The 26,731-nt window shown below is 74.0% G+C and carries 21 protein-coding genes and 1 tRNA gene; 14 read left to right on the top strand and 8 right to left on the bottom strand.

The genetic code is table 11. The features are described 5' to 3' along the window. The first annotated feature begins 178 nt into the window (after positions 1 to 178). Together IE330_RS21760 and IE330_RS21755 are read left to right on the top strand one after the other, a co-directional pair. On the top strand, positions 179 to 1,243 hold the full coding sequence (locus IE330_RS21760; protein WP_190137772.1) for a questin oxidase family protein: 1,065 nt from the start codon (positions 179 to 181) through the stop codon (positions 1,241 to 1,243). A gap of 44 nt (positions 1,244 to 1,287) precedes the next feature. Continuing rightward, the gene (locus IE330_RS21755) at positions 1,288 to 1,914 is read left to right on the top strand and encodes a MarR family winged helix-turn-helix transcriptional regulator (RefSeq protein ID WP_190137770.1); all 627 of its coding nucleotides are present in this window, start codon (positions 1,288 to 1,290) and stop codon (positions 1,912 to 1,914) included. A gap of 89 nt (positions 1,915 to 2,003) precedes the next feature. On the opposite strand, the gene IE330_RS21750 is transcribed toward IE330_RS21755, so the two are convergent. Together IE330_RS21750 and IE330_RS21745 are read right to left on the bottom strand one after the other, a co-directional pair. Next, positions 2,004 to 3,536 carry an MFS transporter gene (locus IE330_RS21750; RefSeq protein ID WP_190137769.1) on the bottom strand — a complete coding sequence of 511 codons (1,533 nt, stop codon included), beginning with the start codon at positions 3,534 to 3,536 and terminating at the stop codon, positions 2,004 to 2,006. A 168-nt stretch (positions 3,537 to 3,704) separates the two neighbouring features. Further along, a complete protein-coding gene (locus tag IE330_RS21745) occupies positions 3,705 to 4,373 on the bottom strand; it encodes a TetR/AcrR family transcriptional regulator (RefSeq protein WP_190137768.1) in 669 nt (222 codons plus the stop codon). 344 nt (positions 4,374 to 4,717) lie between these two features. Between IE330_RS21745 and IE330_RS21740 the strand changes: the two genes are divergently transcribed. From IE330_RS21740 to IE330_RS21730, 3 genes are all read left to right on the top strand, one after another. Then, positions 4,718 to 6,091 carry a M6 family metalloprotease domain-containing protein gene (locus tag IE330_RS21740; RefSeq protein ID WP_190137767.1) on the top strand — a complete coding sequence of 458 codons (1,374 nt, stop codon included), beginning with the start codon at positions 4,718 to 4,720 and terminating at the stop codon, positions 6,089 to 6,091. Positions 6,092 to 6,198: 107 nt separating this feature from the next. Further along, positions 6,199 to 7,014 carry an SDR family NAD(P)-dependent oxidoreductase gene (locus IE330_RS21735; protein WP_190137766.1) on the top strand — a complete coding sequence of 272 codons (816 nt, stop codon included), beginning with the start codon at positions 6,199 to 6,201 and terminating at the stop codon, positions 7,012 to 7,014. Positions 7,015 to 7,129: 115 nt separating this feature from the next. Continuing rightward, complete coding sequence (locus IE330_RS21730) at positions 7,130 to 7,645, top strand: GNAT family N-acetyltransferase (RefSeq protein WP_190137765.1); 516 nt, start codon at positions 7,130 to 7,132, stop codon at positions 7,643 to 7,645. 34 nt (positions 7,646 to 7,679) lie between these two features. Here the strand turns inward: IE330_RS21730 and amaB are convergent, their stop codons facing one another. The 3 genes from amaB to IE330_RS21715 all read right to left on the bottom strand — a co-directional run bounded on the left by amaB (position 7,680) and on the right by IE330_RS21715 (position 12,462). After that, the gene (amaB, locus tag IE330_RS21725; RefSeq protein WP_190137764.1) at positions 7,680 to 9,221 is read right to left on the bottom strand and encodes an L-piperidine-6-carboxylate dehydrogenase; all 1,542 of its coding nucleotides are present in this window, start codon (positions 9,219 to 9,221) and stop codon (positions 7,680 to 7,682) included. 530 nt (positions 9,222 to 9,751) lie between these two features. Further along, entirely contained in the window at positions 9,752 to 11,224 is a 1,473-nt protein-coding gene (hglS, locus tag IE330_RS21720) for a 2-oxoadipate dioxygenase/decarboxylase (RefSeq protein WP_190137763.1), read from the bottom strand. 104 nt (positions 11,225 to 11,328) lie between these two features. Then, a complete protein-coding gene (locus IE330_RS21715) occupies positions 11,329 to 12,462 on the bottom strand; it encodes an NAD(P)/FAD-dependent oxidoreductase (protein WP_190137762.1) in 1,134 nt (377 codons plus the stop codon). A gap of 283 nt (positions 12,463 to 12,745) precedes the next feature. Here IE330_RS21715 and IE330_RS21710 point away from each other — a divergent pair. From IE330_RS21710 to asnB, 5 genes are all read left to right on the top strand, one after another. After that, a tRNA-Arg gene (locus IE330_RS21710) sits at positions 12,746 to 12,818 on the top strand. A 253-nt stretch (positions 12,819 to 13,071) separates the two neighbouring features. Further along, positions 13,072 to 14,355: a beta-ketoacyl-[acyl-carrier-protein] synthase family protein gene (locus IE330_RS21705; protein ID WP_229925817.1), complete on the top strand. Its 1,284-nt coding sequence runs from the start codon at positions 13,072 to 13,074 to the stop codon at positions 14,353 to 14,355. Beyond that, positions 14,352 to 15,587, top strand: a complete 1,236-nt coding sequence (locus IE330_RS21700) for a ketosynthase chain-length factor (protein ID WP_190137760.1) — start codon at positions 14,352 to 14,354, stop codon at positions 15,585 to 15,587. Before IE330_RS21705 ends, IE330_RS21700 begins: the two co-directional genes overlap by 4 nt. A gap of 133 nt (positions 15,588 to 15,720) precedes the next feature. Further along, on the top strand, positions 15,721 to 15,978 hold the full coding sequence (locus IE330_RS21695; RefSeq protein ID WP_190137759.1) for an acyl carrier protein: 258 nt from the start codon (positions 15,721 to 15,723) through the stop codon (positions 15,976 to 15,978). 52 nt (positions 15,979 to 16,030) lie between these two features. Continuing rightward, positions 16,031 to 17,890 (top strand): asparagine synthase (glutamine-hydrolyzing), encoded by a 1,860-nt coding sequence (asnB, locus tag IE330_RS21690; RefSeq protein WP_190137758.1) that lies wholly within the window; start codon positions 16,031 to 16,033, stop codon positions 17,888 to 17,890. Between the two features lie 137 nt (positions 17,891 to 18,027). Here the strand turns inward: asnB and rfbH are convergent, their stop codons facing one another. After that, the gene (gene rfbH, locus IE330_RS21685; RefSeq protein WP_190137771.1) at positions 18,028 to 19,335 is read right to left on the bottom strand and encodes a lipopolysaccharide biosynthesis protein RfbH; all 1,308 of its coding nucleotides are present in this window, start codon (positions 19,333 to 19,335) and stop codon (positions 18,028 to 18,030) included. 208 nt (positions 19,336 to 19,543) lie between these two features. Between rfbH and IE330_RS21680 the strand changes: the two genes are divergently transcribed. Continuing rightward, positions 19,544 to 20,578, top strand: a complete 1,035-nt coding sequence (locus IE330_RS21680; protein WP_190137757.1) for a ketoacyl-ACP synthase III family protein — start codon at positions 19,544 to 19,546, stop codon at positions 20,576 to 20,578. A 214-nt stretch (positions 20,579 to 20,792) separates the two neighbouring features. On the opposite strand, the gene IE330_RS21675 is transcribed toward IE330_RS21680, so the two are convergent. After that, the gene (locus IE330_RS21675) at positions 20,793 to 21,554 is read right to left on the bottom strand and encodes an SDR family NAD(P)-dependent oxidoreductase (protein WP_190137756.1); all 762 of its coding nucleotides are present in this window, start codon (positions 21,552 to 21,554) and stop codon (positions 20,793 to 20,795) included. 271 nt (positions 21,555 to 21,825) lie between these two features. On the opposite strand from IE330_RS21675, the gene IE330_RS21670 reads away from it, so the two are divergent. From IE330_RS21670 to IE330_RS21660, 3 genes are read left to right on the top strand one after another with little or no spacing between them, the layout of a single operon-like run. Continuing rightward, on the top strand, positions 21,826 to 23,106 hold the full coding sequence (locus tag IE330_RS21670; RefSeq protein WP_190137755.1) for a nucleotide disphospho-sugar-binding domain-containing protein: 1,281 nt from the start codon (positions 21,826 to 21,828) through the stop codon (positions 23,104 to 23,106). Continuing rightward, complete coding sequence (locus tag IE330_RS21665; protein WP_190137754.1) at positions 23,103 to 24,257, top strand: acyl-CoA dehydrogenase family protein; 1,155 nt, start codon at positions 23,103 to 23,105, stop codon at positions 24,255 to 24,257. Before IE330_RS21670 ends, IE330_RS21665 begins: the two co-directional genes overlap by 4 nt. Continuing rightward, entirely contained in the window at positions 24,250 to 25,338 is a 1,089-nt protein-coding gene (locus IE330_RS21660; RefSeq protein ID WP_190137753.1) for a methyltransferase, read from the top strand. The genes IE330_RS21665 and IE330_RS21660 overlap by 8 nt, the downstream gene beginning before the upstream one ends. A gap of 108 nt (positions 25,339 to 25,446) precedes the next feature. Here the strand turns inward: IE330_RS21660 and IE330_RS21655 are convergent, their stop codons facing one another. Then, positions 25,447 to 26,667 carry a nucleotide disphospho-sugar-binding domain-containing protein gene (locus tag IE330_RS21655; protein ID WP_190137752.1) on the bottom strand — a complete coding sequence of 407 codons (1,221 nt, stop codon included), beginning with the start codon at positions 26,665 to 26,667 and terminating at the stop codon, positions 25,447 to 25,449. Positions 26,668 to 26,731 lie beyond the last annotated feature (64 nt).

The following is a 26,731-nucleotide window of genomic DNA, read 5'->3' as shown; positions in this document are numbered from 1 at the left end:
CTCGATCCTCGCCCACTGGGCGTCAGTCAACGACACACACCAACCAACGATCAGACGATCCGAAGGAAACGGCCTAGTCCCGCGGACCGTTACCGCCGCGGGGCCGGGCGCCTAGCGTGCGGCCATGAACGACGTACCGGATGTGAACGACGTACCGGATGTGAACGACGTGCCGGCCATGAACGACGTACACGCGTCCGGGGGCGACTCCGGCATCCTCGACGAGGCCCTCGAACGGCTGCACGCGAGCGGACCGGAGCGGCTCGGGCGGCTGACCAACCACGGCCCGATGGCCGTGGAGGCCCTGGTCCGCGGCGGCCAGGCCCGTGCCGTGCACCGGTGGCTCGACTACTACCGCCACAAGCTGGAGGACATGCCGGGCCGGGTCGCGCCGGTCACGGACGCCACCTGGCGCGAGGCGCTCGGCGACCCGCGGCGGGCCGCGGACTGGATCGACCACTTCTCGCGCGCGCTCGCCGAGCGGCCCTGGCGCGAGGTGCTCGCCGCCTGGTGGCCGGTGCTCCTGCCGGGCATCGCGGGCGGCTCCACGCACCCGGTGATCCGTGTCGGCCACGCCGTGCGCGGCCTCCTGGCGCCCGGTGGTGAGACCGCGCCCCGGCTGGCCGAGCTGGCGCACGGCCTCGGCTACTGGGCGGCCCGCCACACCGCGCTGCCGCCGCGCGCGGCGGTCGCGCTGCCCGCGTCCGCGGGGGCGCTGGTCGCGCTCGCCGCCGTCGAGGGGATCCCGGTCCAGGACGGCCCGCTGCCGGACCGCTTCGCGCAGCTCACCTCCGTACCGGTGTGGCCCGGCGCGCCGACCACCGACCCCGAGGCCGCGCGGGACCGCCTCGCCGAGCTGGTGGCCGCGGCCGTGCACCGCTACGCCGACCACGGCCACGGCGAGCCGATCATGCTGGTGCACGCGGCGACCGCGCCCAACGCCGTGCTGCGCGCCCTGCCCGCGCTCCCACGCGCCCTGTGGCCCGCGTCGCTGGACGCGGCCTGGGCGGCCTCGGCCGCGGTCACCGCCGCGTACGCGCCCGGGGACCCGGCGCCGCCCGAGGAGATGCGCGCCGCCTACGGCGAGGCCGCCACCAGCACGTTCGAGGAGGTCTTCGCGCGGGCCGCCGCCCACGGCGACGACCACACCATCAAGTTCGCGGACACCGCCCTGGACGTCGGCGACGAGCGCGCGCGGGCGGCGGCGCTGCGCGGCGTGCAGCTCAATCCACCCGCCCTGTGACGCGGCTCCGGGGCGGCACAGGAAGGGCTCGTACAGTGGGATGCATGGACACGCCATCCACCTCCGCCCGGAACGCCGCCCCCCTGCCCGACCGGACGGCCCCGGCAGCCCCGGCGAGCCCCGGGAGCACCCCGGACGCCGCGCCCGCCCCCGGGCCGGCCGGGGCGGGCGCCCCGCACGGGGGCGCCGAGCCGCGCTGGCTCGGCGAGGAGGAGCAGCGCACCTGGCTGGCGTACGTGCACGCGTCCACGCTCCTGGAGGATTACCTCGACCGCCAGCTCCAGCGGGACGCCGGCATGCCGCACCTGTACTACGCGCTGCTCGTGCAGCTCTCGTCGGCGCCGCGGCGGCGGATGCGCATGACGGAGCTGGCCCGCAGCTCGAAGATCACCCGGTCCCGGCTCTCGCACGCGATCGCGCGCCTGGAGCGCAGCGGCTGGGTGCGGCGCGAGGACTGTCCGACCGACAAGCGGGGGCAGTTCGCGATCCTGACCGACGGCGGGTACGAGGTGCTCCGGCACACCGCGCCGGGGCACGTGGAGGCGGTGCGGCAGGCCGTCTTCGACCGGCTGACCCCGGCACAGCAGAAGTCCCTCGGCGAGATCATGCGGATCGTCGCCGAGGGACTCCAGCCGCAGGAGGCGGGCGCGGACCTGCCCTGGCTCCGCTAGGGTCCCGCCCGGCCCCGTGACGCGGACGGACCCGCCCCGGCTCCCTCAGGAGCACCGGGCGGGCCCGTACCGGCGGACCGCGGGGGGCGTCAGTGCGCCACCACCGGGATCTTCACCGCGTCGTCGGGGTCCTCGGCGCCCTCGCCGGAAGCCGCCGGGGCACCGTTCTGGGCGTCGGTGGTGATGAGCACGGCGGCGATCACCGCGGAGACGACGAGGATGCCGACCGCCCACCAGATGGCGTGCGTGTAGCCGTTCACCATGGCCTTGGCCGCGAGCACCTTCTGCGCCGCCGGGGTGGTGGCGCCCGCCACGTGGTCCTCGATGTACGCCGTGGTCGCGGAGGCCGCGATGGTGTTCAGCAGGGCCGTGCCGATGGCGCCGCCGACCTGCTGCGAGGTGTTGACCATCGCGGAGGCGACACCGGCGTCACGCGGCTCGACGCCGTGCGTGGCCAGCGACATGGCGGGCATGAACGCCGTACCCATGCCGAGGCCCAGCATGAGCTGCGCGGGCATGATCAGACCGGCGTACGAGGTGTCGATGTCGAGCTGCGTCAGGAGCAGCATGCCGAGGGCGGCGAGCAGGAAGCCCGGCGCCATCAGCAGGCGCGGCGCGACGCGGGTCATCAGGCGGGTGCCGATCTGCGTCGAGCCCACGATCATGCCGAAGATCATCGGCAGGAACGCGAAGCCGGTCTTCACCGGCGAGTAGCCCTTGACGATCTGGAGGTAGTACGTGAGGAACAGGAACAGGCCGAACATCGAGATGACGGCGAGGCCCAGCGACAGGTAGATGCCGCCGCGGTTGCGCTCGGTCAGCACGCGCAGCGGGAGCAGCGGGTGGCGGACCTTGGCCTCGGTGACGACGAACGCGGCGAGCAGCACGACGGAGGAGACGAACATGGTGACCGTCATGGCGTCCGACCAGCCGTCGGACTCGGCGCGCGTGAAGCCGTAGACCAGCGCGACCAGGCCGAGCGTGGACAGGACCACGCCGGGGATGTCGAGCGGCGAGCGGTTGCGGCCGCCCGCGGGCTCGCGGATCACGAAGTAGGCACCGGCGGCGGCGACGATCGCGAACGGGATGTTCACGAAGAACGTCCAGCGCCAGTCCAGGTACTCGGTGAGGAAGCCGCCGAGGATGAGGCCGACGGCACCGCCGCCACCGGCGATGGCACCGTAGATGCCGAACGCCTTGGCGCGCTCCTTGGCCTCGGTGAACATCACGGCGAGCAGCGACAGGGCGGCGGGCGCGAGCAGCGCGCCGAACACGCCCTGCAGGGCGCGGGCCCCGAACATCATGGCCTGGCCGGTCGCGGCGCCGCCGAGCGCGGAGGCCGCGGCGAAGCCGACGAGGCCGAGGACGAAGGTGCGCTTGCGGCCCCACAGGTCGGCGATGCGGCCGCCGAACAGCAGCAGACCGCCGAAGGCCAGGGCGTAGGCCGTGATGACCCACTGCTTGTTGCCCTCGGATATGCCGAGGTCGTCCTGGGCCGAGGGCAGCGCGATGTTCACGATGGTCGCGTCGAGGACGACCATGAGCTGGGCGAGCGCGATGAAGACGAGGGCCTTCCAGCGCTTCGGATCGGGGGCGAGTGACGGAACTGCTGACTGTGACATGGGTGGAGCCACCTAGGGATGCAGGGATAAACAGGGTGATGACTGATAAACGAGACACCAGGAGGGCGGCCGGGCGCATGGGCCTCGGGTCGGAGTGCGGGTCCTCCTTCCGGCCCGGGCCCGGGTCCCGGCCGTCACCGTCCGGCGGACGACGGCCTCAGGAGCTGCTCAGTGCGCCTTGTCGCGTAGCTCCTCCAACGTCGCGGGGTGTCCGGGAAGCGGTGAGCGTGCCGGCGCCATCAGGCCGTCCAGGAACAACTGGAGATGGCGGTGCACGAACTGGTCGAAGTCGAGGAGACAGCCGCCGGTGCCGGGCAGCGGCCTGGTGAGCTGCCCCAGGGCGACCATGAGGTCGCCGACGCCGATGTCGGTGCGGAGCTGACCGGCGCGGCGGGCCCGTTCCATGAGCGCCTCCACGACGCCCTCGATGCGGACCCGGGCGGCGTGCAGCTCGGGGTGGTGCGGGTCGAGCGACTCGGAGATGATCGGGCACAGCGCGCCGATGCGCTCGTCCACCGCGTCGTGGGCGAAGTCGCGCAGGGCCGCGAACGCGGACTCCGGCGCGGCGTCGGCGGCCGCGACGGCCGCCTCGGCGAGGCTCGCCACCCGGTCGGTTACCGAGAGCAGCACGTGGTGCACGAGCTCGTCGCGGTCGGCGAAGTGGCGGTAGACCGTGGCGTTCCCGACGCCCGCGCGGCGCGCGATCTCGTCCAGCGGCACGTCGGCGCCGTGCTGGACGAACATCTCCCGCGCGGCGGCGACGATCCGCTCCCGGTTGCGCAGGGCGTCGGCCCGCGGGCGGGTCGCGCGGCGCTGCGCGGGGGTGGCGGTTTCCACGGCGAAGTCTCCTCGAAGCGGTCAAAGGCCTCAGGTTCGCAGGGCCCCAGGTGGCGGGTCCAACGAATTTCCCGGCGGGAGCTGAGGTGCGCGATGCGGGGAGTTGATCCCCGTTTCACGCGGACACCTCCCTAAACGGGGACGCCGTCCCCGGTTATTTCCCCTCCCTGACGTGACGTACATCACATCTCTCGCGGGGCCCCACCCCGTCGGCCCGCCCCGCCGGAGCCGCCCGCGATACCCACGATCGGGCCAGCTCAGCGCGCGCCCGCGGACCCTCCGGCACAGGGTGATCGGGAGGGTGCAGCCGGACCCGCGGCTGCCGCGGAGTGGAGGGCCCACGTATGCAGCAGCCGCCGTGGAAGGGCATAGCCGAGGGCCGGAGCGCCGAGGACACCGGGAGCGGCACCACCCCCGAGGGCCCCCGGCGGGCCCCCGCCGGGGCCCGCCGCCACCGGCTCCTGCGGGCCGCGGCGCTCGGCTCGGCCGCCGCGGTGGTGCTCGCCGTGACCGCCTCCGCGAGCACCGGCCGGCTGCTCGCCGACACGGCCTCGGCCTCCGGCCCCGTCTCCCAGGGCCGCTCCGGCGCGCACGGCCCCTGCATGATCAGCGGCGAGCTGGGCGTCCAGATGTCCGAGGGCATCCCCACCGGCCCCGGCTACGCCCGCTCCACCGGCACCGTCCGCGCCCTGAACCTGATGGTCGACTTCTCCGACGCCCCCGGCGAGGGCTCCGCGCTCGACCGGCTCGGGGAGTTCTTCCCGCAGACCACCGACTGGTTCCGCACCAGTTCGTACGGCCGCCTCGACTACCGGCCCGAGGTGCCGGTACCCGACTGGCTGCGGATGCCGAAGCCGTTCAAGGAGTACGGGATAGAGCGCGGCGCCCCCTTCGACCCCGGCTACCGGGAGCTGGTCGAGGACATCGTGGCCGCGGCCGACCCGGACGTCGACTTCCGCGCGTACGACCTGGTGAACGTGCTCATCACCCCGAACGCGGGCCCCTCCGCGCTCGACACCGTCCTGTCGGTGACGTTCGCGGGCAACCACGAGGCGCCGGTGGCGGACGGGGTGCCCGTCGCCAACGCCTCCTTCGTCTACAGCCGCCAGGACGACGGCTCGGGCAGCTACGACCGCACCGGCTACCGGGTCCTGCCGCACGAGAACGGCCACGTCTTCGGCCTGCCCGACCTGTACACGCGCGACGGCGGCGGCGCGGTCGGCCACTGGGACATCATGAGCGAGGACTGGGGCGCCAACAACGACCTGCTGGGCTGGCACAAGTGGAAGCTGGGCTGGATCGACGACGCGCAGGTCGACTGCGCCCCGGCCCGCGGCACCACCGAGCACCTGCTCACCCCGCTCGCCACCCGCGGCGGCACCAAGCTGGTGTTCGTGCCGACCGGCGCGCGGACCGGGTACGCGGTGGAGCTGCGCACCCGCGCGGGCAACGACGAGGCGGTGTGCCGGGCCGGGGTGCTCGTCTACCGCGTGGACGCGGGCGTCGACACCGGCCAGGGCCCCGTCACGGTCACCGACGCCACCCGCGACAGCGGCGGCTGCACCCGCAGCCCCAACGTGCACGCGGAGCTGTCGGACGCGCCCTTCGCCCTCGGCGAGACCTTCGTGGACCGCGGCAGGGGCGTCCGGATCAAGGTGGCGGGCGTGGACCTGGACGGCAACTACCGCGTGCACATCACGCGCGCCGGGAAGGCGTGAGCAGCCTCGCACCCAGGAGGACTTGAGCCGGGGCGGAGTGCGGGTGACAGAGTGGGGGCGCACGAGCCAGCAGGATCAGGGCGAGCTCTCCAGGAGGCTGAACGACCATGGCTGACAGCCGCGTTGTCCTCGTCACCGGTGGCGGTACCGGCATCGGCGCCGCCACCGCCCGGCAGCTCCGCGCCGACGGGCACCACGTCGTGGTGTCCGGACGGCGGCCGACGCCGCTGCGCATCGTCGCCGAGGAGACCGGCGCGCTCGCCCACCCCGCCGACGCCTCCGACCCCGAGGCCGTCGCCGGTCTCGTCGCGGCGACCCTGGAGGCGTACGGGCGGCTCGACGGCGTCGTCCTGAACGCCGGGGTCGGCCGCCCCGGCCCCGTCGGCGACCTGGACCCCGAGGACTGGGAGACCGTCCTCGCCACCAACCTCACCGGCCCCTTCCACCTCCTGCGCACCGCCCTGCCGCACCTCCTGGAGACCCGCGGCTCCGTCGTGGCCGTCGCCTCGGTGGCGGCGCTGCGCAACGGCGTCGGCAACGCCGCGTACGCCACCTCCAAGGCGGCGCTGCTGCAACTGTGCCGCTCCGTCGCCGTCGACTACGGCCCCCGCGGGGTGCGCGCCAACACCGTCTGCCCGAGCTGGGTGCGCACGGAGATGGCGGACCGGCGGATGAACCAGTTCGCCCACTCCGCCGGGTTCGGCGACGGCGCGGCCGGCATCGACACCGCGTACGAGAAGGCGACGCGGCTGATCCCCGCGGGCCGCCCCGGCACCGCCGAGGAGGTCGCCGAGGCCGTCGTCTGGCTGCTCTCCCCCGCCGCGTCGTTCGTCAACGGCGCCACGCTCACCGTCGACGGCGGCGTCACGGCGGTCGACCCGGGCACGGCCGCGTTCGGCTTCCACATCGAGACGCGGAAGTAGCCCCGGCGCCGGGTGCCCGGCGGGCGGGGCGGGGGTGCGCGTCAACCGGGGCCCGCGGGGCGGCCGAAGGGGAATTCCCTGGTCCTCGCGGGCACGGTGGCCGTACCGTGCCGTTATGCCCGAACTCGCGCGCCTGCGCCTCGACCACGCACCGGCCCTGCTCGCCTTCGAGCGGGAGAACCGCGCCTACTTCGCCGCGTCGGTGCCGGACCGCGGTGACGCCTACTTCGCCGAGTTCGACGAGCGCCTCCGCGCGCTCCTCGCCGAACAGGAGGCCGGGGTCTGCCACTTCCACGTGGTGGTCGACGGCGACGGCGAGATCCTCGGCCGGGTCAACCTCGTCGACGTGGCGGACGGCTCGGCCGAACTCGGCTACCGCATCGCCGAGAAGGCCACCTCGCGGGGGCTCGCCACGGACGCCGTACGGCAGGTGTGCCTGCTGGCCGCCACGGAGTACGGCCTGACGTCGCTGCGGGCGTCGACGACCGCGGACAACCCGGGCTCGCGGGCCGTGCTCGCCCGCACCGGCTTCGTCCCCACCGGCGAGATCGTCCTCGACGGCCGCCCGGGCGTCGGCTACGTCCGCGACCTGACCGGGGCCGCTGTCCGGGCGACAGTACACAGCCGCTGAGCTGCGGGGGGCCTCCGCGAGGCCCGGCTCGCCCTCACAGGAAGCTGACGTTCTGCGCGAGGGCGAGGCCGCCCGAGTAGTTGACGGTGTTCGTGGCGGACCGCATGTACGCGCGCCACGCGTCGGAACCGGACTCCCGGCCTCCGCCCGTCTCCTTCTCGCCGCCGAAGGCGCCGCCGATCTCCGCGCCCGACGTACCGATGTTGACGTTGACGATGCCGCAGTCGGAGCCCTCGGCGGACAGGAACAGCTCGGCCTCGCGCTGGTCGCGCGTGAACACGCTGGACGACAGCCCTTGCGGCACGTCGTTGTGGAGCGCGACGGCCTCCTCGAACCGGTCGTACGTCAGCACGTACAGCAGGGGCGCGAAGGTCTCCTCGCGCACGACGCCGGACTGCGCGCTCCGGCCGGTTTCGCCGACACGGACGACGGCGGGCTCCACGTACGCCGCCCCGGGCGCGACGTCGGCGAGGCGCCGCCCGCCGCCCACGAGGACCTCGCCGCCCTCCTCCCGGGCCCGGGCGAGCGCCTGCCGCATGCGGTCGAGGGCGGTCGGTGAGATGAGCGGCCCGACGAGCGTGCCCTCGTCGAAGGGGTCCCCGACCGGCAGCTTCCGGTACGCGTCCACGAGCCGCCCGAGCAGCGTCTCCGCCACGTCCCGGTGGACGATCAGGCGGCGCAGCGTGGTGCACCGCTGGCCCGCCGTGCCCGCGGCGGCGAACACGACGCTCCGTACGGTGAGGTCGAGGTCGGCGGAGGGCGCGACGACGGCGGCGTTGTTACCGCCCAGTTCGAGCAGCGAGCGCCCGAAGCGGGCGGCGACCCGCGGCCCGACCTCGCGCCCCATGCGCGTCGAGCCGGTGGCGCTGACGAGCGCGACCCGCGGGTCGTCCACGAGGCGCTCCCCCACCGCCCGCCCCCCGAGCAGCAGCCGGTGCACGTCCGCCGGGGCGCCCACGTCCGCGGCGGCGCGCTCCAGCAGCCGCGCGCACGCCAGCGAGACCAGCGGCGTCAGCTCGGACGGCTTCCACACCACGGTGTCGCCGCAGACCAGGGCGACGGCGGTGTTCCACGACCAGACGGCGGCGGGGAAGTTGAACGCGGAGATCACGCCGACGACGCCGAGCGGGTGCCAGGTCTCCGCGAGCCGGTGCCCGGGCCGCTCGGAGGCGATGGTGCGCCCGTAGAGCTGCCGCGAGAGCCCGACCGCGAAGTCGCACACGTCGATCATCTCCCGCACCTCGCCGAGCGCCTCCGAGCGGATCTTCCCCACCTCCACGGTGACGAGGTCGGCGAGGTCGTCCTGGTGCGCCCGCAGCAACTCCCCGAGCCGCCGCACCAGTTCCCCCCGCCGCGGCGCCGGCACGACCCGCCACGCACGGAAGGCCTCGTGAGCGGCGCCGACGGCTTCGTCGACGTCCCCGGCCACGGCCGCGGGCCCGGCGAGCGGGAACAGCCGCTCGCCGGTGATCGGGGTACGGGCGTGCATCCCGTCGCCCTCGGGGAGAGCCACGCCGATCCGGGAGAGGGCGGCGAGGGCGCGGGAGCGGAGGGTGTCGGTGGCGGGGAGGGACATCGAGGGCTCCTCGGGGCGTCGGGAGAGTCGGTTTGTCCGGTGGTGTCCGGTGGTGACTGGGGGTGGCCGGTGGCCTCTGGTGGCGTGGTGCGGTCTGGTGGTGGCCGGTGGCCTCTGGTGGCGTGGTGCCGTCTGGTGGTGGCCGGTGGTGTCTGGGGCCTCTGGTGGTGTGGTGGTGCCTGGTGCCGTGGTGTCGTCTGGTGGTGGCCGGTGGCGTCCCGTGGTGGCCGGTGGCTTCTGGGGCCTCTGGTGGTGTGGTGGTGTCTGGTGCCGTCTGGTGGTGGCCGGTGGCCTCTGGTGGCGTGGTGCCTGGTAGCGAACGGGCTCAGCTTGTTCGGCGGCGTACGGCGGCGTACGGCGGATCATGACGGCGTCCGGCGGCGAATCATGGCGGCGAGCGGGATAAATCAGCCCGTCCGGCGTTTGAGGACGAGCGCGGAGCGCGATCGGGGGGCGAGGGGGCGCAGCCCCCAGGCCTTGAGGTCACGGGGGCTCAGGGTGCACGGGCCCGGGCGGAAGCCCGCAGGGGCTCAGGGGGCCCGGCCCCCCGGCGCGGAGGCCGGCGCGGAGCCGGGCGCGGCCCCGGGCGCGGCCCCGGGCGTGAGGCCAGGGAGCCCCAGCTCCCGCCCCACCCGCTCAAGGGAAAGCCGCTCCTCGGCCCCGTACAACCCGAAGGGATCAAGCACGGCCCGCCCCACAGCCCCCGACAGCCACGCGCTGTCGTAAGCCACCCCCTCCCGCCCGTCGTCCCGAGTCCGCACCCCCGCTTCGCGCAGATTGGACTGGAAGATCCCCGCGGCGGACCGGGGCAGGAAGTCCTCGTACACCACGGGCTCGGCCCGCACCCAGCCCCCGTCGAGGAGAGCGCCGAGGGTGGCGGGCGGGGCGGAACCGTCGCGGGGCCGGCCGTCCACCACGTGGTACGTGAAGTGGCCGAGCCCGCGCTCGGCGAGCCCGCGCTCCGTGCGGGGCAGGTGCGCGGCCCACACCTCGCGGGCGACGGCCGTACGCTCGGCGGGGGTGGCCGGGCGGCGGGCGTCGACCTGGTCGAGCAGGTCGTCGTACAGGGCGCGCCCGGCCCGGGTGAGGGCGATCCCGCGGGCCTCGACCTCCCCGAACCGCACCCGCAGCGACCCGCTGACCACCCTGCCGTCGGCCTCCCGCATCGCGCGCGGCTCGTCGAGCGCGCGGAACGACGTCTGCCGCAGCAGTACGTCGGGCCCGTCCCAGGCGGGCGGGCCCTGCACGGTGTCGATCATCTTGATGCCGCGGGCGGTCATGCGCCGGTACAGCTCGTCGATGTCGAGGACGCGCGGCGTGAGGTGGTTGAGGTGCGTGCTGCGGACGCCGCCGATGTCGGCGGCGACGGCGGAGACCCGGGCCAGCTCCTCGTACCAGCCCCTGTCGATCGGCTCGGCGGACAACTGGAAGGACCGCACGGCCAGGGTGAGGAACCGCTCGGCGTCCGCACCGGAAAGACCGTCCTCGGCCTCGGCCCGGTCGGCGAGGACGAGCAGCTCGCGCGGGAACAGCTCCCGCGCGGCGAGGAACCGCTCAAGGCGCGCGCGCAGCCCGGGCTCGAAGAACCGCGGGTCGGCGGGGGTGAGCAGCGACGTGAAGACGCGGAACGGGTTGCGGGCCAGCTCGTCCGCCGCCACGGGCCGGAAGGCGGTGGACACGACGGGCACGGCACTGCCCGCGGCCTCGCGCAGATCGTAGAACCCGACGGGCCGCATCCCCAAGGCGCCGAAGATCCGGGCGACTTGACTCAGCTCCTCCGGAGTCCCGACCCGGATCGCGCCATGCCGCTCGGCCGTCACCCGCCCGATGGACCCGAGCCGCTCGGCGTCGGCGCCACGGGCCCGCAGCACGTCCTGGTTCACCTCGCGCGAGACGTCGACGAGCGTGCCGTACGCGGGGACCTCGCGCCCGTACATGTCCGAGAGCCGGGCGGCGAAGGCGGCGCGGAGCTGCCAGGGGTGGCGGTGGTCGTCGTCGGCCATGGGACGTTCACCTCTCACGGGTCGGGCGGCGGACGGAGACGCGTACGGGCCTGCCGGGGGCGGCGGGAAGCCACCGGGCGGCCACCGAGGGCCCCGCGGGAACGTCACACCACATGGATCTCGGGCCTCCTGGCGGCTTCAGCCCCCGCCCCGGCTCCGCCCCCGGCACGGAACCGCTCCGCGCTCAACGCGCTGACGTCGACGACGGGCTCCCGCTCCAGATAAAGATCGCGAACGACCTCGCCGACGGCCGGGGCCTGGAGGAACCCGTGTCCCGAGAACCCGGTGGCGTACAGGAAGTTGGGGACGCGGGGGTCGCGCCCGATGAGGGCGTTGCGGTCGGGCGTGACTTCGTAGAGCCCGGCCCAGCCGCCCACCACGTCGACCCCGGCGAGCGCGGGCATCCGCCGCCGCGCGACCGCCCGGAACAGCTCCACCCAGTCGTCCGTCCACGACGTGTCGAACCCCTCCTCCTGCCGGGGGTCGGCGAGCCCGATGAGCAGCGCGCCGCCGTCGCCGTTGTGGAAGTAGGCGGTGGAGGAGAAGTCGATGGTGAACGGGGTACGGGGCGGGGGCGGCACGAGCGGCGCGGTGAACGCGATCTGCCGCCGCAGCGGCCGCACGGGCAGCTCGACCCCCGCCATGTCCCCGACGGCGGCGGACCAGGCCCCGGCGGCGCACACGACGGCGCCGCACGGGATCACCCCGTGATCGGTCCGCACGGCGGCGACGCGCCCGCCGTCCAGCTCCATCCCGGTGACCCGGACCCCCGTACGGAACGAGACCCCGAGCGCGGCGGCGGCCCGCGCGTACCCGGCGACGACGGCCCCCGGCCGGGCGTGCCCGTCCCCGGCGGAGTACACCCCGGCGAGCAGCCCCTCCGTCCGCACGTACGGACACAGCGCCCCGGCCTCCTCGGGCCCGACGACGCGACTGCGCACGCCCATCCGCGCCTGCACCTCGACACCCGCGGTGAAGGCGGCCACATCCTGCTCCCGATCCAGCAGGAACAGATACCCGACCCTCCGCAGCCCGATGTCCCCACCGGGCCGCCGCCCGAACTCCCCATAGGCCCGCAGGCTCCGCGCACCCAACGCCACGTTCACCGGATCGGAGAACTGAGCCCGCACCCCACCGATGGGCTTCCCCGAGCTCCCGCCCCCGAGCACCCCCCGCTCCACCACGACAACGTCCCGCACCCCGGCCTCAGCCAGATGAAACGCGACAGCCACCCCCATCACACCCCCACCAACCACCACCACCGGCCCCTTCGCCACCTCCACCGCCCCCTCCCGCCCGCCCGGCCTACCGGAAGCACTCCCACCGGGGGCTGCCGACAGCCACGCCTGGAAGGCCCCGGACCCCACCACACCACTCACCTACAGTTCACGCCCCGGAACACTCCGCACACAAGACCGCCGCCCACCCGCTGCCCGCCCCACCCCCGCCCGCCCCCACCCCGAGGCACCCCCGGCACACCATCGGCTACCCTGTCCAAAGCCGTCCCCCTACGGACGGCACGCCTTCGTAGCTCAGGGGATAGAGCACCGCTCTCCTAAAGCGGGTGTCGCAGGTTCGAATCCTGCCGGGGGCACGGCATCCGGCTCGGATGTATCAGCAGCAGGCCGAGGGCCGGTGATCTCAGTGATCACCGGCCCTTGTGTGTTCCGCGGCTGGTGAGCGTCCGGTGGGTCGGGGCCGCGGCTCCGGCACGGCTGTCCCGCGAGGGACAGGACCGGGCCCCGGCCCCCTCGGCTGAGCCTCCAAAGTGGCTCGAACGCGTCGCTCGACACTGCCACGGTGGCCCGCACATGTGCGGGTGGCCAGCGTGGAGGTGGGGAGAGACAGTGCCAACGAGAGACGGTGACCGGCGGCGCGTCGTGGTGACCGGGATAGGTGTGGTCGCGCCCGGCGGGATCGGGACCAAGCAGTACTGGGAGCTGCTCACCGCGGGGCGGACGGCCACGCGGACGATCTCCCAGTTCGATGCGAGCGCCTTCCGCTCCAGGGTCGCGGCGGAGTGCGACTTCGATCCGGTGGCCTCGGGGCTGAGCCAACGGGAGATCCGGGCCTGGGACCGGACGACCCAGTTCGCGGTGGTGGCGGCGCGGGAGGCGCTCGCCGACAGCGGAGTGCTCGGCGTGAGCGACCCGTACCGCACCGGAGTGATGGTGGGCACGGCCTGCGGGATGACGCAGAGCCTGGACCACGAGTACGCCGTCGTCAGCGACGAGGGCAAGAAGTGGCACGTCGACGACGCGCACGGCTCGCCGTACCTCTACGACTACTTCGCGCCGTCGTCGATGGCCGCCGAACTGGCATGGATCGTGGACGCGCAGGGTCCGGTGGGCGTGGTGTCGACCGGGTGCACGTCGGGGATCGACGTACTCGGCCACGCCGCCGACCTGGTCGCCGACGGCACCGCCGACGTGATGCTCAGCGGCGCCTCCGACGCTGCGATCTCGCCCATCACGGTGGCCTGCTTCGACGCGATCCGGGCGACGACGCCCCGCAACGACGATCCCGGGACCGCGTCGCGGCCCTTCGACCGCACCCGCAACGGCTTCGCGCTCGGCGAGGGCACGGCCATCCTGGTGCTCGAGGAGTACGGGCACGCGCGGCGCCGGGGCGCACACGTCTACGCGGAGATCTCCGGGCACGCGACACGGGCCAACGCGTACAGCATGACCGGGCTGCGCGCCGACGGCCGCGAACTGGCCGAGGCCATCACCACGGCCCTCGACCGGGCCCGGGTCAACCCCGGGGACCTCGACTACATCAACGCCCACGGCTCGTCCACGAAACAGAACGACCTGCACGAGACCATGGCGTACAAGCGCAGCCTCGGCGAGCACGCGTACGCGACGCCGATCAGCTCCATCAAGTCGATGATCGGGCACTCGCTGGGCGCGATCTGCTCCCTGGAGGTGGCCGCCTCCGTCCTGGCCATCGAGCACGGGGTGATCCCGCCGACGGCCAACCTGCACGAGCCCGACCCCGACTGCGACCTGGACTACGTGCCGGTCACGGCGCGCGAGCAGCGCTGCGACACGGTGCTGAGCGTGGCGAGCGGGTTCGGCGGCTTCCAGAGCGCGATCGTGCTGACCGCGCCGGAAAGGGCGGCGGCATGAGCGTGAACCGGCGCGACGGGGCCAGCGCGCCCGTGGTCACGGGGGTCGGCGTCGTCTCCCCCAACGGCATCGGTGTCGAGGCGTACTGGAAGGCCGTCCTCGCGGGCAGCAGCGGCATCGGGGAGATCTCACGGTTCGACACGGACGGGTACGCCTCCGGCATCGGCGGCGAGATCAAAGGGTTCGACCCCGCCGAGCACCTGCCCAGCCGCCTGGTCCCGCAGACCGACCGCATGACCCGCCTGGCGCTCGTCGCGGCCGAGCAGACCCTCGCCGACGCGGACCTCGACCCTCGCTCCCTGCCGGACTTCGCGGTGGGCGTGGTGACGGCGGCGTCGGCGGGCGGCATGGAGTTCGGTCAGCGCGAGATGGAGGCGCTGTGGAGCAAGGGCGGCGCCTACGTCAGCTCGTACCAGGCGTTCGCCTGGTTCTACCCGGTCAACACCGGCCAGATCTCCATCCGCCACGGCATGCGCGGCGCCAGCTCGGCCGTCGTCACCGAGCAGGCCGGCGGCCTCGACGCGGTCGCCAAGGCCGGCCGTCACATCGACCAGGGCACTCCCCACATGCTCGCGGGCGGTGTGGACAGCGCGCTGTGCCCCTGGGGCTGGCTCTGCATGTCCCGCTCCGGGCGGCTGTCGACTGTCGCCGACCCGGACCGCGCCTATCTGCCCTTCGACACCGACGCGTCGGGTCACGTGCCCGGCGAGGGCGGCGCGCTCCTCGTCCTGGAGGACCCGGAGGCGGCGGAACGGCGCGGGGCGCGGAAGCGCTACGGGGCCGTCGTCGGGCACGCCTCGACGTTCGACCCGCGTCCCGGGTCAGGGCGGGAGCCGGGGCTGCGCCGGGCCATCGAGGCGGCACTCGACCAGGCCCGGGTCGGCGCCGGTGACATCGACGTGGTGTTCGCCGACGCGTCCGGGGTGCCGGACCTCGACCGGCAGGAGGCCGAGGCGCTGGCCGCGGTGTTCGGGCCGCGCGGCGTGCCGGTCACCGCACCCAAGTCCATGACGGGACGCCTCCTCGCCGGGGGCGCCTCGCTCGACCTGGCGACGGCACTGCTGGCGCTGCGCGACGAGGTCGTGCCGCCCACGGTGAACGTCACCTCCCCCGCGTACGGAGACCTGATCGACCTGGTCCTCGACCAGCCGCGGGAGTGTTCCCTGACGTACGCCCTCGTCGTGGCCCGTGGCTACGGCGGCTTCAACTCCGTGATGGTCGTGCGCCGCTGAGCGTGCGTGCCGAAGGAGGCGGGGAGCGGTGTCGCACCGTGGCCCCGCCGCCGGGCACACCCCGCCGCGACGGCACCGCGGCCGAACGAGAAGCAACACCACCGACACCGGTAACAGAAAAGAGGATCCCGCAATGGCCAGCTTCGGCATCAAGGAACTCGTCGACGTCCTGCGTGAAAGCGCCGGTGAGGACGAGGACATCAACCTGGAGGGAGACATCCTCGACATCGACTTCGAGTCGCTCGGCTATGACTCGCTCGCTCTCTTCAACACCATCCGCTGGGTCGAGCGTGATCTCGGCATCGCCCTGTCGGACGAGGCGATCAGCGTGACCGGCACACCCCGTGCCCTGCTCGACGAGATCAACCGCGCGGCCGCCCAAGCCGCCTGAGAGCGGTAACGGCGCAGAGCATCCGGGATACGGAAAGGCAAGGTCATAGCACATGTGTGGCATCGTCGGGTGGGTCGACTACGAGCATGACCTCTCCTCCGATCCCTCGCTTCCCGCCACCGCGCGGTCGATGACGGACACCCTGGCGTGCCGGGGCCCGGACGACGAGGGCGTGTTCGCCACGCGCCGCTGCGTCCTCGGGCACCGGCGCCTGTCCATCATCGACCGTGCGGGCGGCGCGCAGCCCATGACGTTCACCGCGGGCGACACGACCGTGGCCGCGCTCACCTTCTGCGGGGAGGTCTACAACTTCACCGAGCTGCGTGCCCAACTCGAGGCGGCGGGCCATGTGTTCCGCACCCGCAGCGACACCGAGGTCGTGCTGCACGCCTACCTGGAGTGGGGCGAGCACCTCGTCGACCGGCTCAACGGCATGTACGCGTTCGGCGTGTGGGACGCGCGCACCGAGGAGCTGGTCCTGGTGCGCGACCGCATGGGCGTGAAGCCGCTCTACTACCACCGGACCGCGCACGGCATCGTCTTCGGCTCCGAGCTGAAGGCGCTGTTCGCCCACCCGTCGGTGCCGCGCGCCGTCGACCGCGAGGGGCTGTGCGAGGCCCTGGACATGGTGAAGACGCCGGGGCACGCCGTGTTCTCCGGGATCCACGAGGTGCGGCCCGGCGAGGTCCTGCGCGTCCGCCGCCAGGGCACGCTGGCCCGTCGCTACTGGCGGCTGGAGGCGCGCGAGCACACCGAAGGCCTGACGGCCACGATCGGCACGGTGCGCGGGCTCCTCGAGGACATCGTGTCCCGCCAGCTCATCTCCGACGTGCCGCTGTGCTCCCTGCTGTCGGGCGGGCTCGACTCGTCCGCGGTGACCGCGCTCGCCGCACGGGCCCTGAAGGCGCGGGGCGAGGGGCCGGTGCGCTCGTTCGCCGTCGACTTCGCTCACGCCGAGGAGGGCTTCGCCCCCGACGCGGTACGGGCCTCGCCGGACGCGCCGTTCGCCCAGGAGCTGGCGGCGCACGTCGGCGCCGACCACAGCGAGGTGCTGCTGGACAGCGCGGAGCTGGCCGACCCGGCGGTGCGAGCCGCGGTACTGCGCGCCACGGACCTGCCGCCGGCGTTCTGGGGCGACATGTGGCCGTCGCTGTACCTGCTGTTCCGCGCGGTACGACAGCGCTCCACCGTCGCCCTGTCCGGCGAGTCCGCCGACGAGCTGTTCGGCGGTTACCTGTGGTTCCGCAACCCCAACGCCGTCGCCGCCGACACTTTCCCTTGGCTCACCTCCGGATCGGCCCGCTACTTCGGCGGCCTCGGCCTGCTAGACCAGGGGCTGCTGGAGAAGCTGGACATCCCCGGCTACCGCGACGCCCGCTACCGTGAGGCCCTCGCCGAGGTGCCCGTACTGCCCGGCGAGGACGCTCGCGAGCGCCGGATGCGCGAGATCACGTATCTCAACCTGACCCGCTTCGTGCAGACCCTCCTCGACCGCAAGGACCGCATGAGCATGGCCGTGGGTCTGGAGGTCAGGGTGCCGTTCTGCGACCACCGGCTCGTGGAGTACGTCTTCAATGTGCCGTGGGCCATGAAGACGTTCGACGGCCGCGAGAAGAGCCTGCTGCGGGCCGCGACCGCCGACCTGCTGCCGTCCTCGGTCCTCCAGCGCGCCAAGACCCCCTACCCCGCGACGCTCGACCCGCGCTACGCGCAGGCCCTGCGGACGGAGCTGGCCGGGGTGCTGGCCGACCCGGACGCGCCGGTGCGGCCGTTCCTCGACCTCGGCAAGGCCCGCCGCGCCGCCGACCGCGCGTCGGGCGGGGTGAGCCGCCCGTACGACCGCGGCGGCGTCGAGATGGCACTGTGGCTCGACGCGTGGCTGCGGCGGTACGGGGTGTCGCTGGACATCTGAGCGGTGGACCGCCGAGGGCCGGTTCCGGGGCTGGGGCTCCGGGGCCGGCCCTCTCGTCGTCCGTCGGACGTCGGCGTACGCGAAAAGGCCCGCCCCCTTCCCAGGAGGGGGCGGGCCGGCCGGTGTGCGCGGCGGGGTCAGCGCTTGCCGATGGCGAACTCCCGGAGCGACCGGGCCACGTAGTCGATCATCTCGGTCGTCAGGCCCGGGTACACACCCACCCAGAACGTACGCTCCAGGATGATGTCGCTGTTGGCGAGGTCGCCGACCACCCGGTACTCGCGGTCCAGGTAACCGGGGTGGCGGGTGAGGTTGCCGGCGAACAGCAGCCGGGTGCCGATCTTACGGTCGCCGAGGAAGCGCAGCAGGTCGTACCGGTCGAAGCCGGCCTCCTCGGTCAGTGTGACGGCGAAGCCGAACCAACTGGGGTCGCTGCCGGGTGTTGCCGTCGGCAGCAGATAGGCGCCGACGCCCTCCAGGCCGTCGCGCAGCCGCTGCCAGTTGCGGCGGCGGGCGGCGCCGAAGTCGTCGAGCCGCGACAGTTGGCTCAGGCCGAGCGCGGCCTGGATGTCGGTGGCCTTCAGGTTGTACCCCACGTGCGAGAACGTGTACTTGTGGTCGTAGCGCTCCGGCAGGTCGCCGAGGCGGTAGAGGAACCGCTTGTGGCAGGTGTCGTCCTCGCCGGGCTCGCACCAGCAGTCGCGGCCCCAGTCGCGCATGGACTCGACGATCCGCGCGAGCACCAGGTTGTCGGTCAGGACGCAGCCGCCCTCGCCCATCGTGATGTGGTGCGCGGGGTAGAAACTGGTGGTGGCCAGGTCGCCGAAGGTGCCGGTCAGCTTGCCCTGGTGCAGGGAGCCCACCGCGTCGCAGTTGTCCTCGATGAGGAACAGTCCGTGCTCGTCCGCGAGCCGGGCGATCTCGTCGACCTCGTACGGGTTGCCGAGGGCGTGGGCCAGCATGATGGCCTTGGTCCTCGGGCCGATCGCCGCCGCGATCTTCTCGGCGGAGGCGTTGTAGGTGCCCAGCTCGACGTCCACGTAGACCGGCGTCATGCCGTTCTGGTAGATGGGGTTGACGGTGGTCGGGAAGCCCGCGGCGACCGTGATCACCTCGTCGCCGGGACGCAGCCGCCGGTCGCCGAGCTGCGGCGACGTCAGTGCCGACAGGGCCAGCAGGTTCGCCGACGAGCCGGAGTTCGTCAGATGCGCCTTGCGCAGGCCGAGCGTCTTGGCGAAGCGGCGCTCGAACGTGCGGGAGCTGACCCCCGCGGCGATCCGCATGTCCAGGGCCGCCTCCGTCAGCGCGACCCGGTCCTCGGCGGTGAGGACCGCGCCGGACGGCAGAATCGGTGTGACGCCGGGGACGAACTCCGTCTCGCCGGACGCTTCCAGGTGGTACTTCTCCACCGCTTCAAGAATCAGCCGCTTGGCCTCGACGGCCATCGTCCACCTCCAGGTCAGGATGTCCGCCACTCTCACCGACGGACTTCGACACCGGTTCAAGTCACCTTGGAAGACGGCGGAGGAACGACCGGTACGACGGCGAGCGCCGGGGCCGTGCGGGACGAGGGCCGCTGCTCGACGCGTGCTCCAAGGACGCCTGCCAGGGTGGCGGCCGTCTCGTTGCACGACCCTGAACCGGGAGGCTTCCTTGCGTTGGGAGAACCTGTATGTGTCCGGTGTGGCCAGTTGGCTGCCGCCCCTCGTGTCGGCCGACGACGCCGTCGCCGCGGGCCTCCTGGAGCCCGAGCGGCGTCGACTGCGCGGCATCACCTCGCTCGCGGTGGCGTCCGACGCCGAGCAGGACGCACCGCCGCGGATGGCGGTGCGGGCGGCCCGCGAGGCGCTGCGCCACGGCGGTACCGATCCCGCGGACGTGGCCCTGGTTCTGCACGCCTCGCTCTGGTACCAGGGCATCGACATGTGGCCCGAGGCGAGTTACGTCGCCCACGAGGCCGTCGGCCGGCAGGTGCCCGCGTTCAGCATCGCGCAGCGCTGCAACGGCGGCATGGGCGGCCTGGAACTCGCCGCGTCCTACCTGGGCGCCGGTCCGGCCTCGGGGCACGCAGCCCTGATCACCACGGCCGACCGGTTCTCCGGGCCCCGCGTCGACCGCTGGAACACCGTCGACGTGACGATGTACGGCGACGGGGCGAGCGCGCTGGTCCTCTCCACCCGCGGCGGCTTCGCCCGGGTGCTCGCCACGGTGACGTCCGCCGACAACTCACTGGAGATACTCGGCCGCGGCGACGAGCCGTTCCGACGCCACCCGCAGGAGCCCGTGCCGACGGTCGACCTGGGGCAGCGCACCGTCGACGGCGCCCGTGCCGCGGCGTACGAGGACCTCACGCACCGCTACATCGACCTGCTGGTCGCGGCGAGGACCCGCGTCCTCGAAGACTCCGGCACGGACGTCCAGGACATCGCACGGGCCGTCATCCCCGTCTCCCGGCGCGGCACCGGGCACGAGCTGCACGACCTGCTCGGGATACCTGACGAGCGCACCTCCTGGTCGTACGGCCGCACGACCGGGCACCTCGGCGCGGGCGACCAGTTCGCCGGGCTCGCCGAGCTGACGGAGACGGGAGCCGTCGTGCCCGGCGACCGGGTGCTGCTGTTCGGCGGCGGCGCGGGCTACACCTGCACGGCGGCGGTCGTGGAGATCCTGAGCAGCGCCACCGTGTGAGGCCGGTGGCCCGGCGAGCCGTCGGGCCGGGACGGGCCCGTGCGGTGTGGGCCACGTCGAGCCGGTGGCCGGTGCCGCGGCGGGGCGGAACGGAGCACGGCGTTCAGGCCGGTGCGGCCGGTCGGCTCGCCGTGGGGGCGGCCCCCGTGGCACCGGCTCGGGGCAGGGATCTCACCTGGGCACGCAGACGCCCGGGGGCGGGCGCCGCCCCGCCTCAGCGTCCGCCCGCGACCGTGAGGACCTGCCCGGAGATGTTGCCGTTGGCGCCGGAGCCCAGGAACAGCGCGGCGGCGGCGACCTCCTCCGGCTCGCTCAGGCGACCCGTCGGGGTCAGCCGCCGCTCCTCGTCCCGCACCTCGGCGGGCAGGACGGTGCGGACACCCTCGGTGAGGGTGAGGCCGGGACTGACCACGTTGACCAGGACGCCGTCCCTGCCCGCGTCCCAGGCGAGGCTGCGCGTCAGGCCGTGCAGCGACATCTTCGCGGCGCCGTAGATCTCCTGGCGGGGCTTGCCGTCGACCGCCACGTGCGAGGACACCAACACCACGCGTCCCCAGCCCCGCTTCCGCATCCCCGGCAGCACCGCCTGCACCGTGCGGACGGTGCCGGACACGTTGCCCTCGAGCAGCGGCACCCACTCGTCCGGCGACAGGTCCTCGAACCGCTCTCCGGGGGTGCGGCGGCGCGGCCGTACGAGGGCGTTGGCGACGAGCACGTCGACGCCACCCCAGCGGGAGGTCACCTCGTCGACGGCGGCCCGGGGCGAGTCCGGCTCGTCGAGCGCGTACCGCACGTGGCAGGCACGGCCGTCAGCGGCACCCAGCTCCTCGGCGGCACGTGCGGCGCCCTCCTCGTCCGACCGCCAGGTCAGCGCGACCCGCGCCCCCTCGGCGGCGAACGCCCTGGCCACGGCGAGCCCGATGCCCTTGCTGCCCCCGGTCACCAGCACCGTCCGGTCCCGCACACCCCAGTCCATCCGACCCTCCTGTTTCCGTCCGCTCGTCCGGCCGACATGGCCGGGCAGAGCATGGCGCCCCGGCCTCGAACCTGCTTCGAAGCAGGGAGAACGGGCGGGAGGAGGACCGGGGCCGGCTCGTGCGAACCGGTCGGCGGGCCGCAGGCCGACACCCCCGGGGCCGGGCCATGGCACCTCGTGGCCCGGACCGGCCTCCTCGACCGTGGCTCGGCCCGCCGTCGAAGCCCCGGCGAAACCATCGCCCCGGCGTTTCCCGACCCCGTTCGAGGTGATGATCTTGCGCGTACTGCTCACCACGTGGGCATGGCCGTCCCATCTCTATCCGATGGTCCCTCTCGGCTGGGCCCTGCAGGCCGCCGGACACGACGTCCGGGTCGCCGTCGGTCCTGGGCTCGCCGACGCCGTGGGCCGGGCCGGGCTGAGCCCGGTGACGGTCGCGGACGACGCCGACCTCGTCGGGATGTCCACGGCACCCGCCCTGAGCTCCTGGCACCGTCAGGCCCGGTGGACCAACGACTGGCTCGGCAGACCGGAGCTGCTCAGTCCCCCGCAGCGGGAGATGTACGCCGCGCTCGGGCACAAGCAGACCGCGATGGCCGCGGCGATGGTGGACGGCCTGGTCGGCTTCGCCCGCGCCTGGCGGCCCGACCTGGTCGTGCACGACGCGGTGACCTTCGCGGGCCTGGTGGCGGGCGCGGTGCTCGACGTGCCGACCGCGGCCACCCTGTGGGGCAACATCGTGCTGCCGAAGCACCACCGCGACCCCCTCACCGGAGACCTCGCGCCGGACTTCGCGGCGCTGTTCGAGCGGTTCGGCGTGGCGCCCAAGGCCGAGCCGGACGTCTGGATCGACCCCTGCCCGCCACGCATGTCGCTGCCGTCGCCCGATCCCCGGCTCCGCTACCGCTACGTGCCCTACAACGGTCCCGGAGCGGGCCCGGACTGGCTGCTCGACGCGCCCGCCCGGCCCCGTGTCTGTGTCACCTGGGGCCTCACCAGCGGCCGCATCGGGGGCAGTGGCGCCCCGGAGGTCTTCGACCAGGTCCTCGCCGCCGTGCGGGACCTCGACGCGGACCTCGTCCTCGCCCTGTCGGACGCCGGACAGGCCCCGCCGGAGGGGCTGCCCGCCGGTACCCGCGTCGTGGAGAACCTGCCGCTGAGCCTCCTCCTTCCGTCCTGTGCGGCCGTCGTCCACCAAGGCGGCGGCGGCACGACGATGACATCCGTCTGGTCCGGTACGCCCCAGTTGATCGTCTCGCCGCGCCCCGAGCAGATGATGACGGGCGACCGCCTGGAGACGCTCGGGGCCGGGCGTCACCTCGTACGCGGTGAACTGGCCGCCGACACACCGCGGTCCGCTACGCGGCAGATCCGCGACGCGCTGTTCGGACTGCTCGATGACGCCGCGCACGCCCGCGCCGCCCGCGAGCTGCGCCACGACATGCTCGCCCAGCCCGCCCCGGCCGCCCTCGTGCCCCACCTCGAATCCCTCGCGGCGGCCGGCCCCTCGGCCGCGCCCGCCCACGGGCCGCACCGGAAGGACACCCGTTGACCACCGCAGCCCCCGCCCACGCCGCACCACCGCGCACGCCCAGGACCGCCGAACTCGTGGCGGTCGCCGCCAGGTTCGCCGAGACGTCCGAGGCCCGGCGCCGGCTGGCCCCCGAGGTCGTCGGCGCGCTGCGCGGCGCGGGCTTCGCCCGGCACCTCGCGCCCGCCGCGCACGGCGGCGCCGAGGGTTCGTACACCGCGCTGTTGCGCGCGGTCGCCGAGGTCGGCGAGAGCTGCGCGGCGACGGCCTGGAACGCGGCCGTGTACGCGATCCTCGGCCGGATGGCCGCGCATCTGCCGCCCGCCGGGCAGGCCGAGGTCTGGGGTGCGGAGGCGGGCGCCGACGAGCTGTTCGCGGCGTCCGTCGCGCCCGCCGGGCAGGTGGCGCGGGACGGTGACGGCTACCGCCTGAGCGGCACCTGGCCGTTCGCGAGCGGCGTCGACGACGCGGCCTGGACCCTGCTCGGCGCAATCACGCCGGAGCGCGAGTACCGCTTCTTCATGGTGCCGCGTGCCGCTTACCGCGTCCTGGACACCTGGGACAACGTCGGCCTGGCGGGCACCGGCAGCAACGCCGTTGCCCTGGACGGCGTGTACGTCCCCGCACGTCTGACGTGTGCGCAGGCCGACCTGATGGCGGGAGTCGTCGACGGGGAACGGGCCCTGGTGCCGTTCAAGGCCGTCAACGGCCTGACGTTCGTGGCTCCGGCACTCGGCGCGGCCCGCGCGGCGCTACGGGACTCGGCTGCGCGGCTCGCGGCCAAGACGGAGATCACGGGCAAACCCGCGCGCGCCAACCCGGCGACCCAGACGGCACTCGCCCGCGCCGGTGCCGAGATCGACGCCGCCCATCTGCTCTTGGAGCGCGCCGCGGCCGCGGCCGACAGCGGAACACCGTCGCAACGCGAACTGGCCCGAGCGCCGCGGGACTTCGCGTACGCGGCCGAACTGCTCGGCTCCGCCGTCGACCGCCTCTTCCGGGCGGGGGGCGCCCGCGCCCAGCACACCGGGGGCCCGGTGCAGCGGGCCTGGCGGGACGTGAACTGCGCGGCCGGGCACGCGGTGCTCCAGTTCGGGGCCGCCGCCGGGGTCTTCGCCCACCACCTCATGGACGCCGAGAGCGCCAGGAATGGAGAACGGAACGATGTCTGACCCGACCGCCGCGGTCACGGCCCGCGAAGCGGTGCCGGCGGTGCCGCTGGACCTCGTCACCCCCGACGGCCCGGTGCCGCCGCGGCTGAAGCTGATGCTGCTCGCCAACGGGCAGCGGTTCACGGCCGTCGTGCACACGCTCGCCGACCTCGGCGTGGCCGATGCGCTCGCCGCCGGGCCCCGGCCGGTCCGGGAAATCGCCGAGGCCGTCGGCTGCGACGCGACACAGCTTTACCGGGTGCTCAGGTTCGCCGTGCTGGTCGGCCTGTTCCGTGAGGTGGAGCAGGAGGTGTTCGCGCTGACCGAGCTGGCCGAAGGGCTGCGCCGGGACGTGCCGGACAGCGTGCGCGACGCGGTGCTGCTCGATGGCTCGGAGAAGTTCAACCGGGCGTTCACCGGCCTCGGGCACAGCGTCCGTACGGGCCGTCCGGGCTTCGACCACGTGCACGGGCGGTCGTTCTGGCAGGACCTGGAGGCCGACGAGGAGGCCGCGCGGGTCTTCGACGCGGCGATGACCGGCATCAGCCGCCGCCTCGGCGCCGTCTACCTCGCACGCCATGACTTCGGGCGCCCGGAGCGGATCGCCGACGTCGGCGGCGGGCGCGGCTACTTCCTCGCCTCGCTCCTGCAGCGGTACCCGGACGCGCGGGGCGTGCTCTTCGACCGGCCGCAGGTGGCCGCCACTGCCGAGGCACTCCTCAAGGAGCGGGGGGTCGACGACCGGGTGGAGGTGGTCGGCGGCGACTTCTTCACCGACGCGCTGCCCACCGGCTGCGACACGTACGTTCTGAAGACGGTGCTGCACGACTGGCCCGACGACGCGGCCGGGCGGATCCTGCGCCGGGTACGGGAGGCCATCGGCGACTCGGGGGCGCGACTGCTGATCCTGGAGCAGGTCGTGGCGCCGATGAACGCCTGGGACCCGGCCAAGCTCCTCGACCTGGACATGATGGTGGTCATGGGCGGCCGGGAACGCAATCTCACCGAGTGGCGCCGGCTGCTCGCCGGAGCGGGATTCCGCCTCACGCACGAGCCGGACGCAGGCGACTGGACCGTTCTGGAGTGCGTGCCGGAGTACTGAGCACGCATGCGGGGGCGCCCCGGCCGATTCCGGCCGGGGCGCCCCTGTGAGGCGTTCCGGGGGTGGGCGCCCCCCTGTGGAAGGAGGCGGAAGCGGGTGCCCAGGAGGTCAGCGCGCGCAGTCCGCAGCCGTACGGAGCAGGGAGAGGACATCGGCCGGGGCGGGCAGCGCGGTCATCCCCGCGCGGACCGCCGCCGTACGGGCGCGGGCGGGCTCGGCGAGCAGCGTCCGCAGGGCGGCCTCGACGGTCGGGGCCTCGCTCGCCCGGTACGGGTCGAGCATGATGCCCGCGCCCGCCGCGTCGACCCGCTCGGCGAACGCGGCGAGGACCGGCGCGAGCGGGAACATGAGCTGCGGTACCCCGGCAGCCACCGCGGTCAGGCCGGTTCCGGTGCCGCCGTGGTGGATCAGCGCGTCGCACTCGGGCAGCAGCAGGGAGAACGGGATGTTCTCGGCGACCCGGACCCGCGGTGGCAGTGAGCCGAGCAGTCCGCGGTGCGCGGCGGTGACCGCGAGGACGACGTCCACGTCCAGCGCGGTCACCGCCTTGAGCGTCTGCTCGAAGGCCTCCGGCATCCGCTCGGGGCGCACCTGGGCCGCGGTCAGGCCCCAGGTGAGGCAGACCCGGGGGCGACGCTTCGGCTCGCGCAGCCACGCGGGCTCGACGGCGCCGCTGCCGTTGTAGGGGACGAAGCGGATGTCGGTGCGCTCCACGTCGGCGGGCCAGCGGAGTTCGGGCGGGCAGGGGTCGATCCAGCCGGCCGGGCCGCGTGGGGGCTCGGCGCCGAACCGCTCGAACAGCGCGGCATAGCCCGGCAGCGGGTCGCCCGTCATGTCCTGGAGCTCGTTACGGGTGATCATCGGGGAGCCGAACATATGGCTGAAGGCGGGGACGCCGAGGACCGCTCCGACGACGGTGGCGGCGTAGCAGACGCTGTCGTGCACGATGACGTCCGGGTGCCAGTGCCGGGCGAACGCCAGCAGGTCGTCGACCATGGCGTCGGCGACCACGAACTGCTTCTCGGCGAGGGCGCGGTAGACGGCCGCCACCTCGCCGCCCGCCGTCTCGGGCGAGCGCGCCCAGTCCCGCGGCCACGGCGCCTTCTCGCCGAGCCAGGCGGCGAGCCCCTCGGTGCGGCGGGCCAGTTCCTCGCGCGAGACGTCCCGGCCCACCGGCACGGCGGTCAGCCCGGCGCCGACGACCGCGTCGGTGCAGGATGGCGGGGCGGCCATCCTGACGTCGTGCCCGGCGGCCCGCGCCGCCCAGGCGAGCGGCACCATCGGCAGCAGGTGGGACGATCCCGTCCAGGTCGCGAACAGTACGCGCATGTGCCTCTTCTTCCATGTCCGGTGTGCCGGAGGGCGGCCATCGCCCCCCGCGCGGGCGCACCCC

This window comes from Streptomyces longispororuber (assembly GCF_014656095.1).
Classification (GTDB): domain Bacteria; phylum Actinomycetota; class Actinomycetes; order Streptomycetales; family Streptomycetaceae; genus Streptomyces; species Streptomyces longispororuber.
This window is presented reverse-complemented; position numbering and strand designations above follow the sequence as displayed.

Excerpts from the sequence above, each read along its gene's own strand:
- IE330_RS21760 (WP_190137772.1), top strand. The coding sequence starts at position 179 with ATGAACGACGTACACGCGTCCGGGGGCGACTCCGGCATCCTCGACGAG.
- IE330_RS21755 (WP_190137770.1), top strand. The coding sequence starts at position 1,288 with ATGGACACGCCATCCACCTCCGCCCGGAACGCCGCCCCCCTGCCCGAC.
- IE330_RS21750 (WP_190137769.1), bottom strand. The coding sequence starts at position 3,536 with ATGTCACAGTCAGCAGTTCCGTCACTCGCCCCCGATCCGAAGCGCTGG.
- IE330_RS21740 (WP_190137767.1), top strand. The coding sequence starts at position 4,718 with ATGCAGCAGCCGCCGTGGAAGGGCATAGCCGAGGGCCGGAGCGCCGAG.
- IE330_RS21735 (WP_190137766.1), top strand. The coding sequence starts at position 6,199 with ATGGCTGACAGCCGCGTTGTCCTCGTCACCGGTGGCGGTACCGGCATC.
- IE330_RS21730 (WP_190137765.1), top strand. The coding sequence starts at position 7,130 with ATGCCCGAACTCGCGCGCCTGCGCCTCGACCACGCACCGGCCCTGCTC.
- amaB (WP_190137764.1), bottom strand. The coding sequence starts at position 9,221 with ATGTCCCTCCCCGCCACCGACACCCTCCGCTCCCGCGCCCTCGCCGCC.
- hglS (WP_190137763.1), bottom strand. The coding sequence starts at position 11,224 with ATGGCCGACGACGACCACCGCCACCCCTGGCAGCTCCGCGCCGCCTTC.
- IE330_RS21715 (WP_190137762.1), bottom strand. The coding sequence starts at position 12,462 with ATGGGGGTGGCTGTCGCGTTTCATCTGGCTGAGGCCGGGGTGCGGGAC.
- IE330_RS21700 (WP_190137760.1), top strand. The coding sequence starts at position 14,352 with ATGAGCGTGAACCGGCGCGACGGGGCCAGCGCGCCCGTGGTCACGGGG.
- IE330_RS21695 (WP_190137759.1), top strand. The coding sequence starts at position 15,721 with ATGGCCAGCTTCGGCATCAAGGAACTCGTCGACGTCCTGCGTGAAAGC.
- asnB (WP_190137758.1), top strand. The coding sequence starts at position 16,031 with ATGTGTGGCATCGTCGGGTGGGTCGACTACGAGCATGACCTCTCCTCC.
- rfbH (WP_190137771.1), bottom strand. The coding sequence starts at position 19,335 with ATGGCCGTCGAGGCCAAGCGGCTGATTCTTGAAGCGGTGGAGAAGTAC.
- IE330_RS21675 (WP_190137756.1), bottom strand. The coding sequence starts at position 21,554 with ATGGACTGGGGTGTGCGGGACCGGACGGTGCTGGTGACCGGGGGCAGC.
- IE330_RS21670 (WP_190137755.1), top strand. The coding sequence starts at position 21,826 with ATGATCTTGCGCGTACTGCTCACCACGTGGGCATGGCCGTCCCATCTC.
- IE330_RS21660 (WP_190137753.1), top strand. The coding sequence starts at position 24,250 with ATGTCTGACCCGACCGCCGCGGTCACGGCCCGCGAAGCGGTGCCGGCG.
- IE330_RS21655 (WP_190137752.1), bottom strand. The coding sequence starts at position 26,667 with ATGCGCGTACTGTTCGCGACCTGGACGGGATCGTCCCACCTGCTGCCG.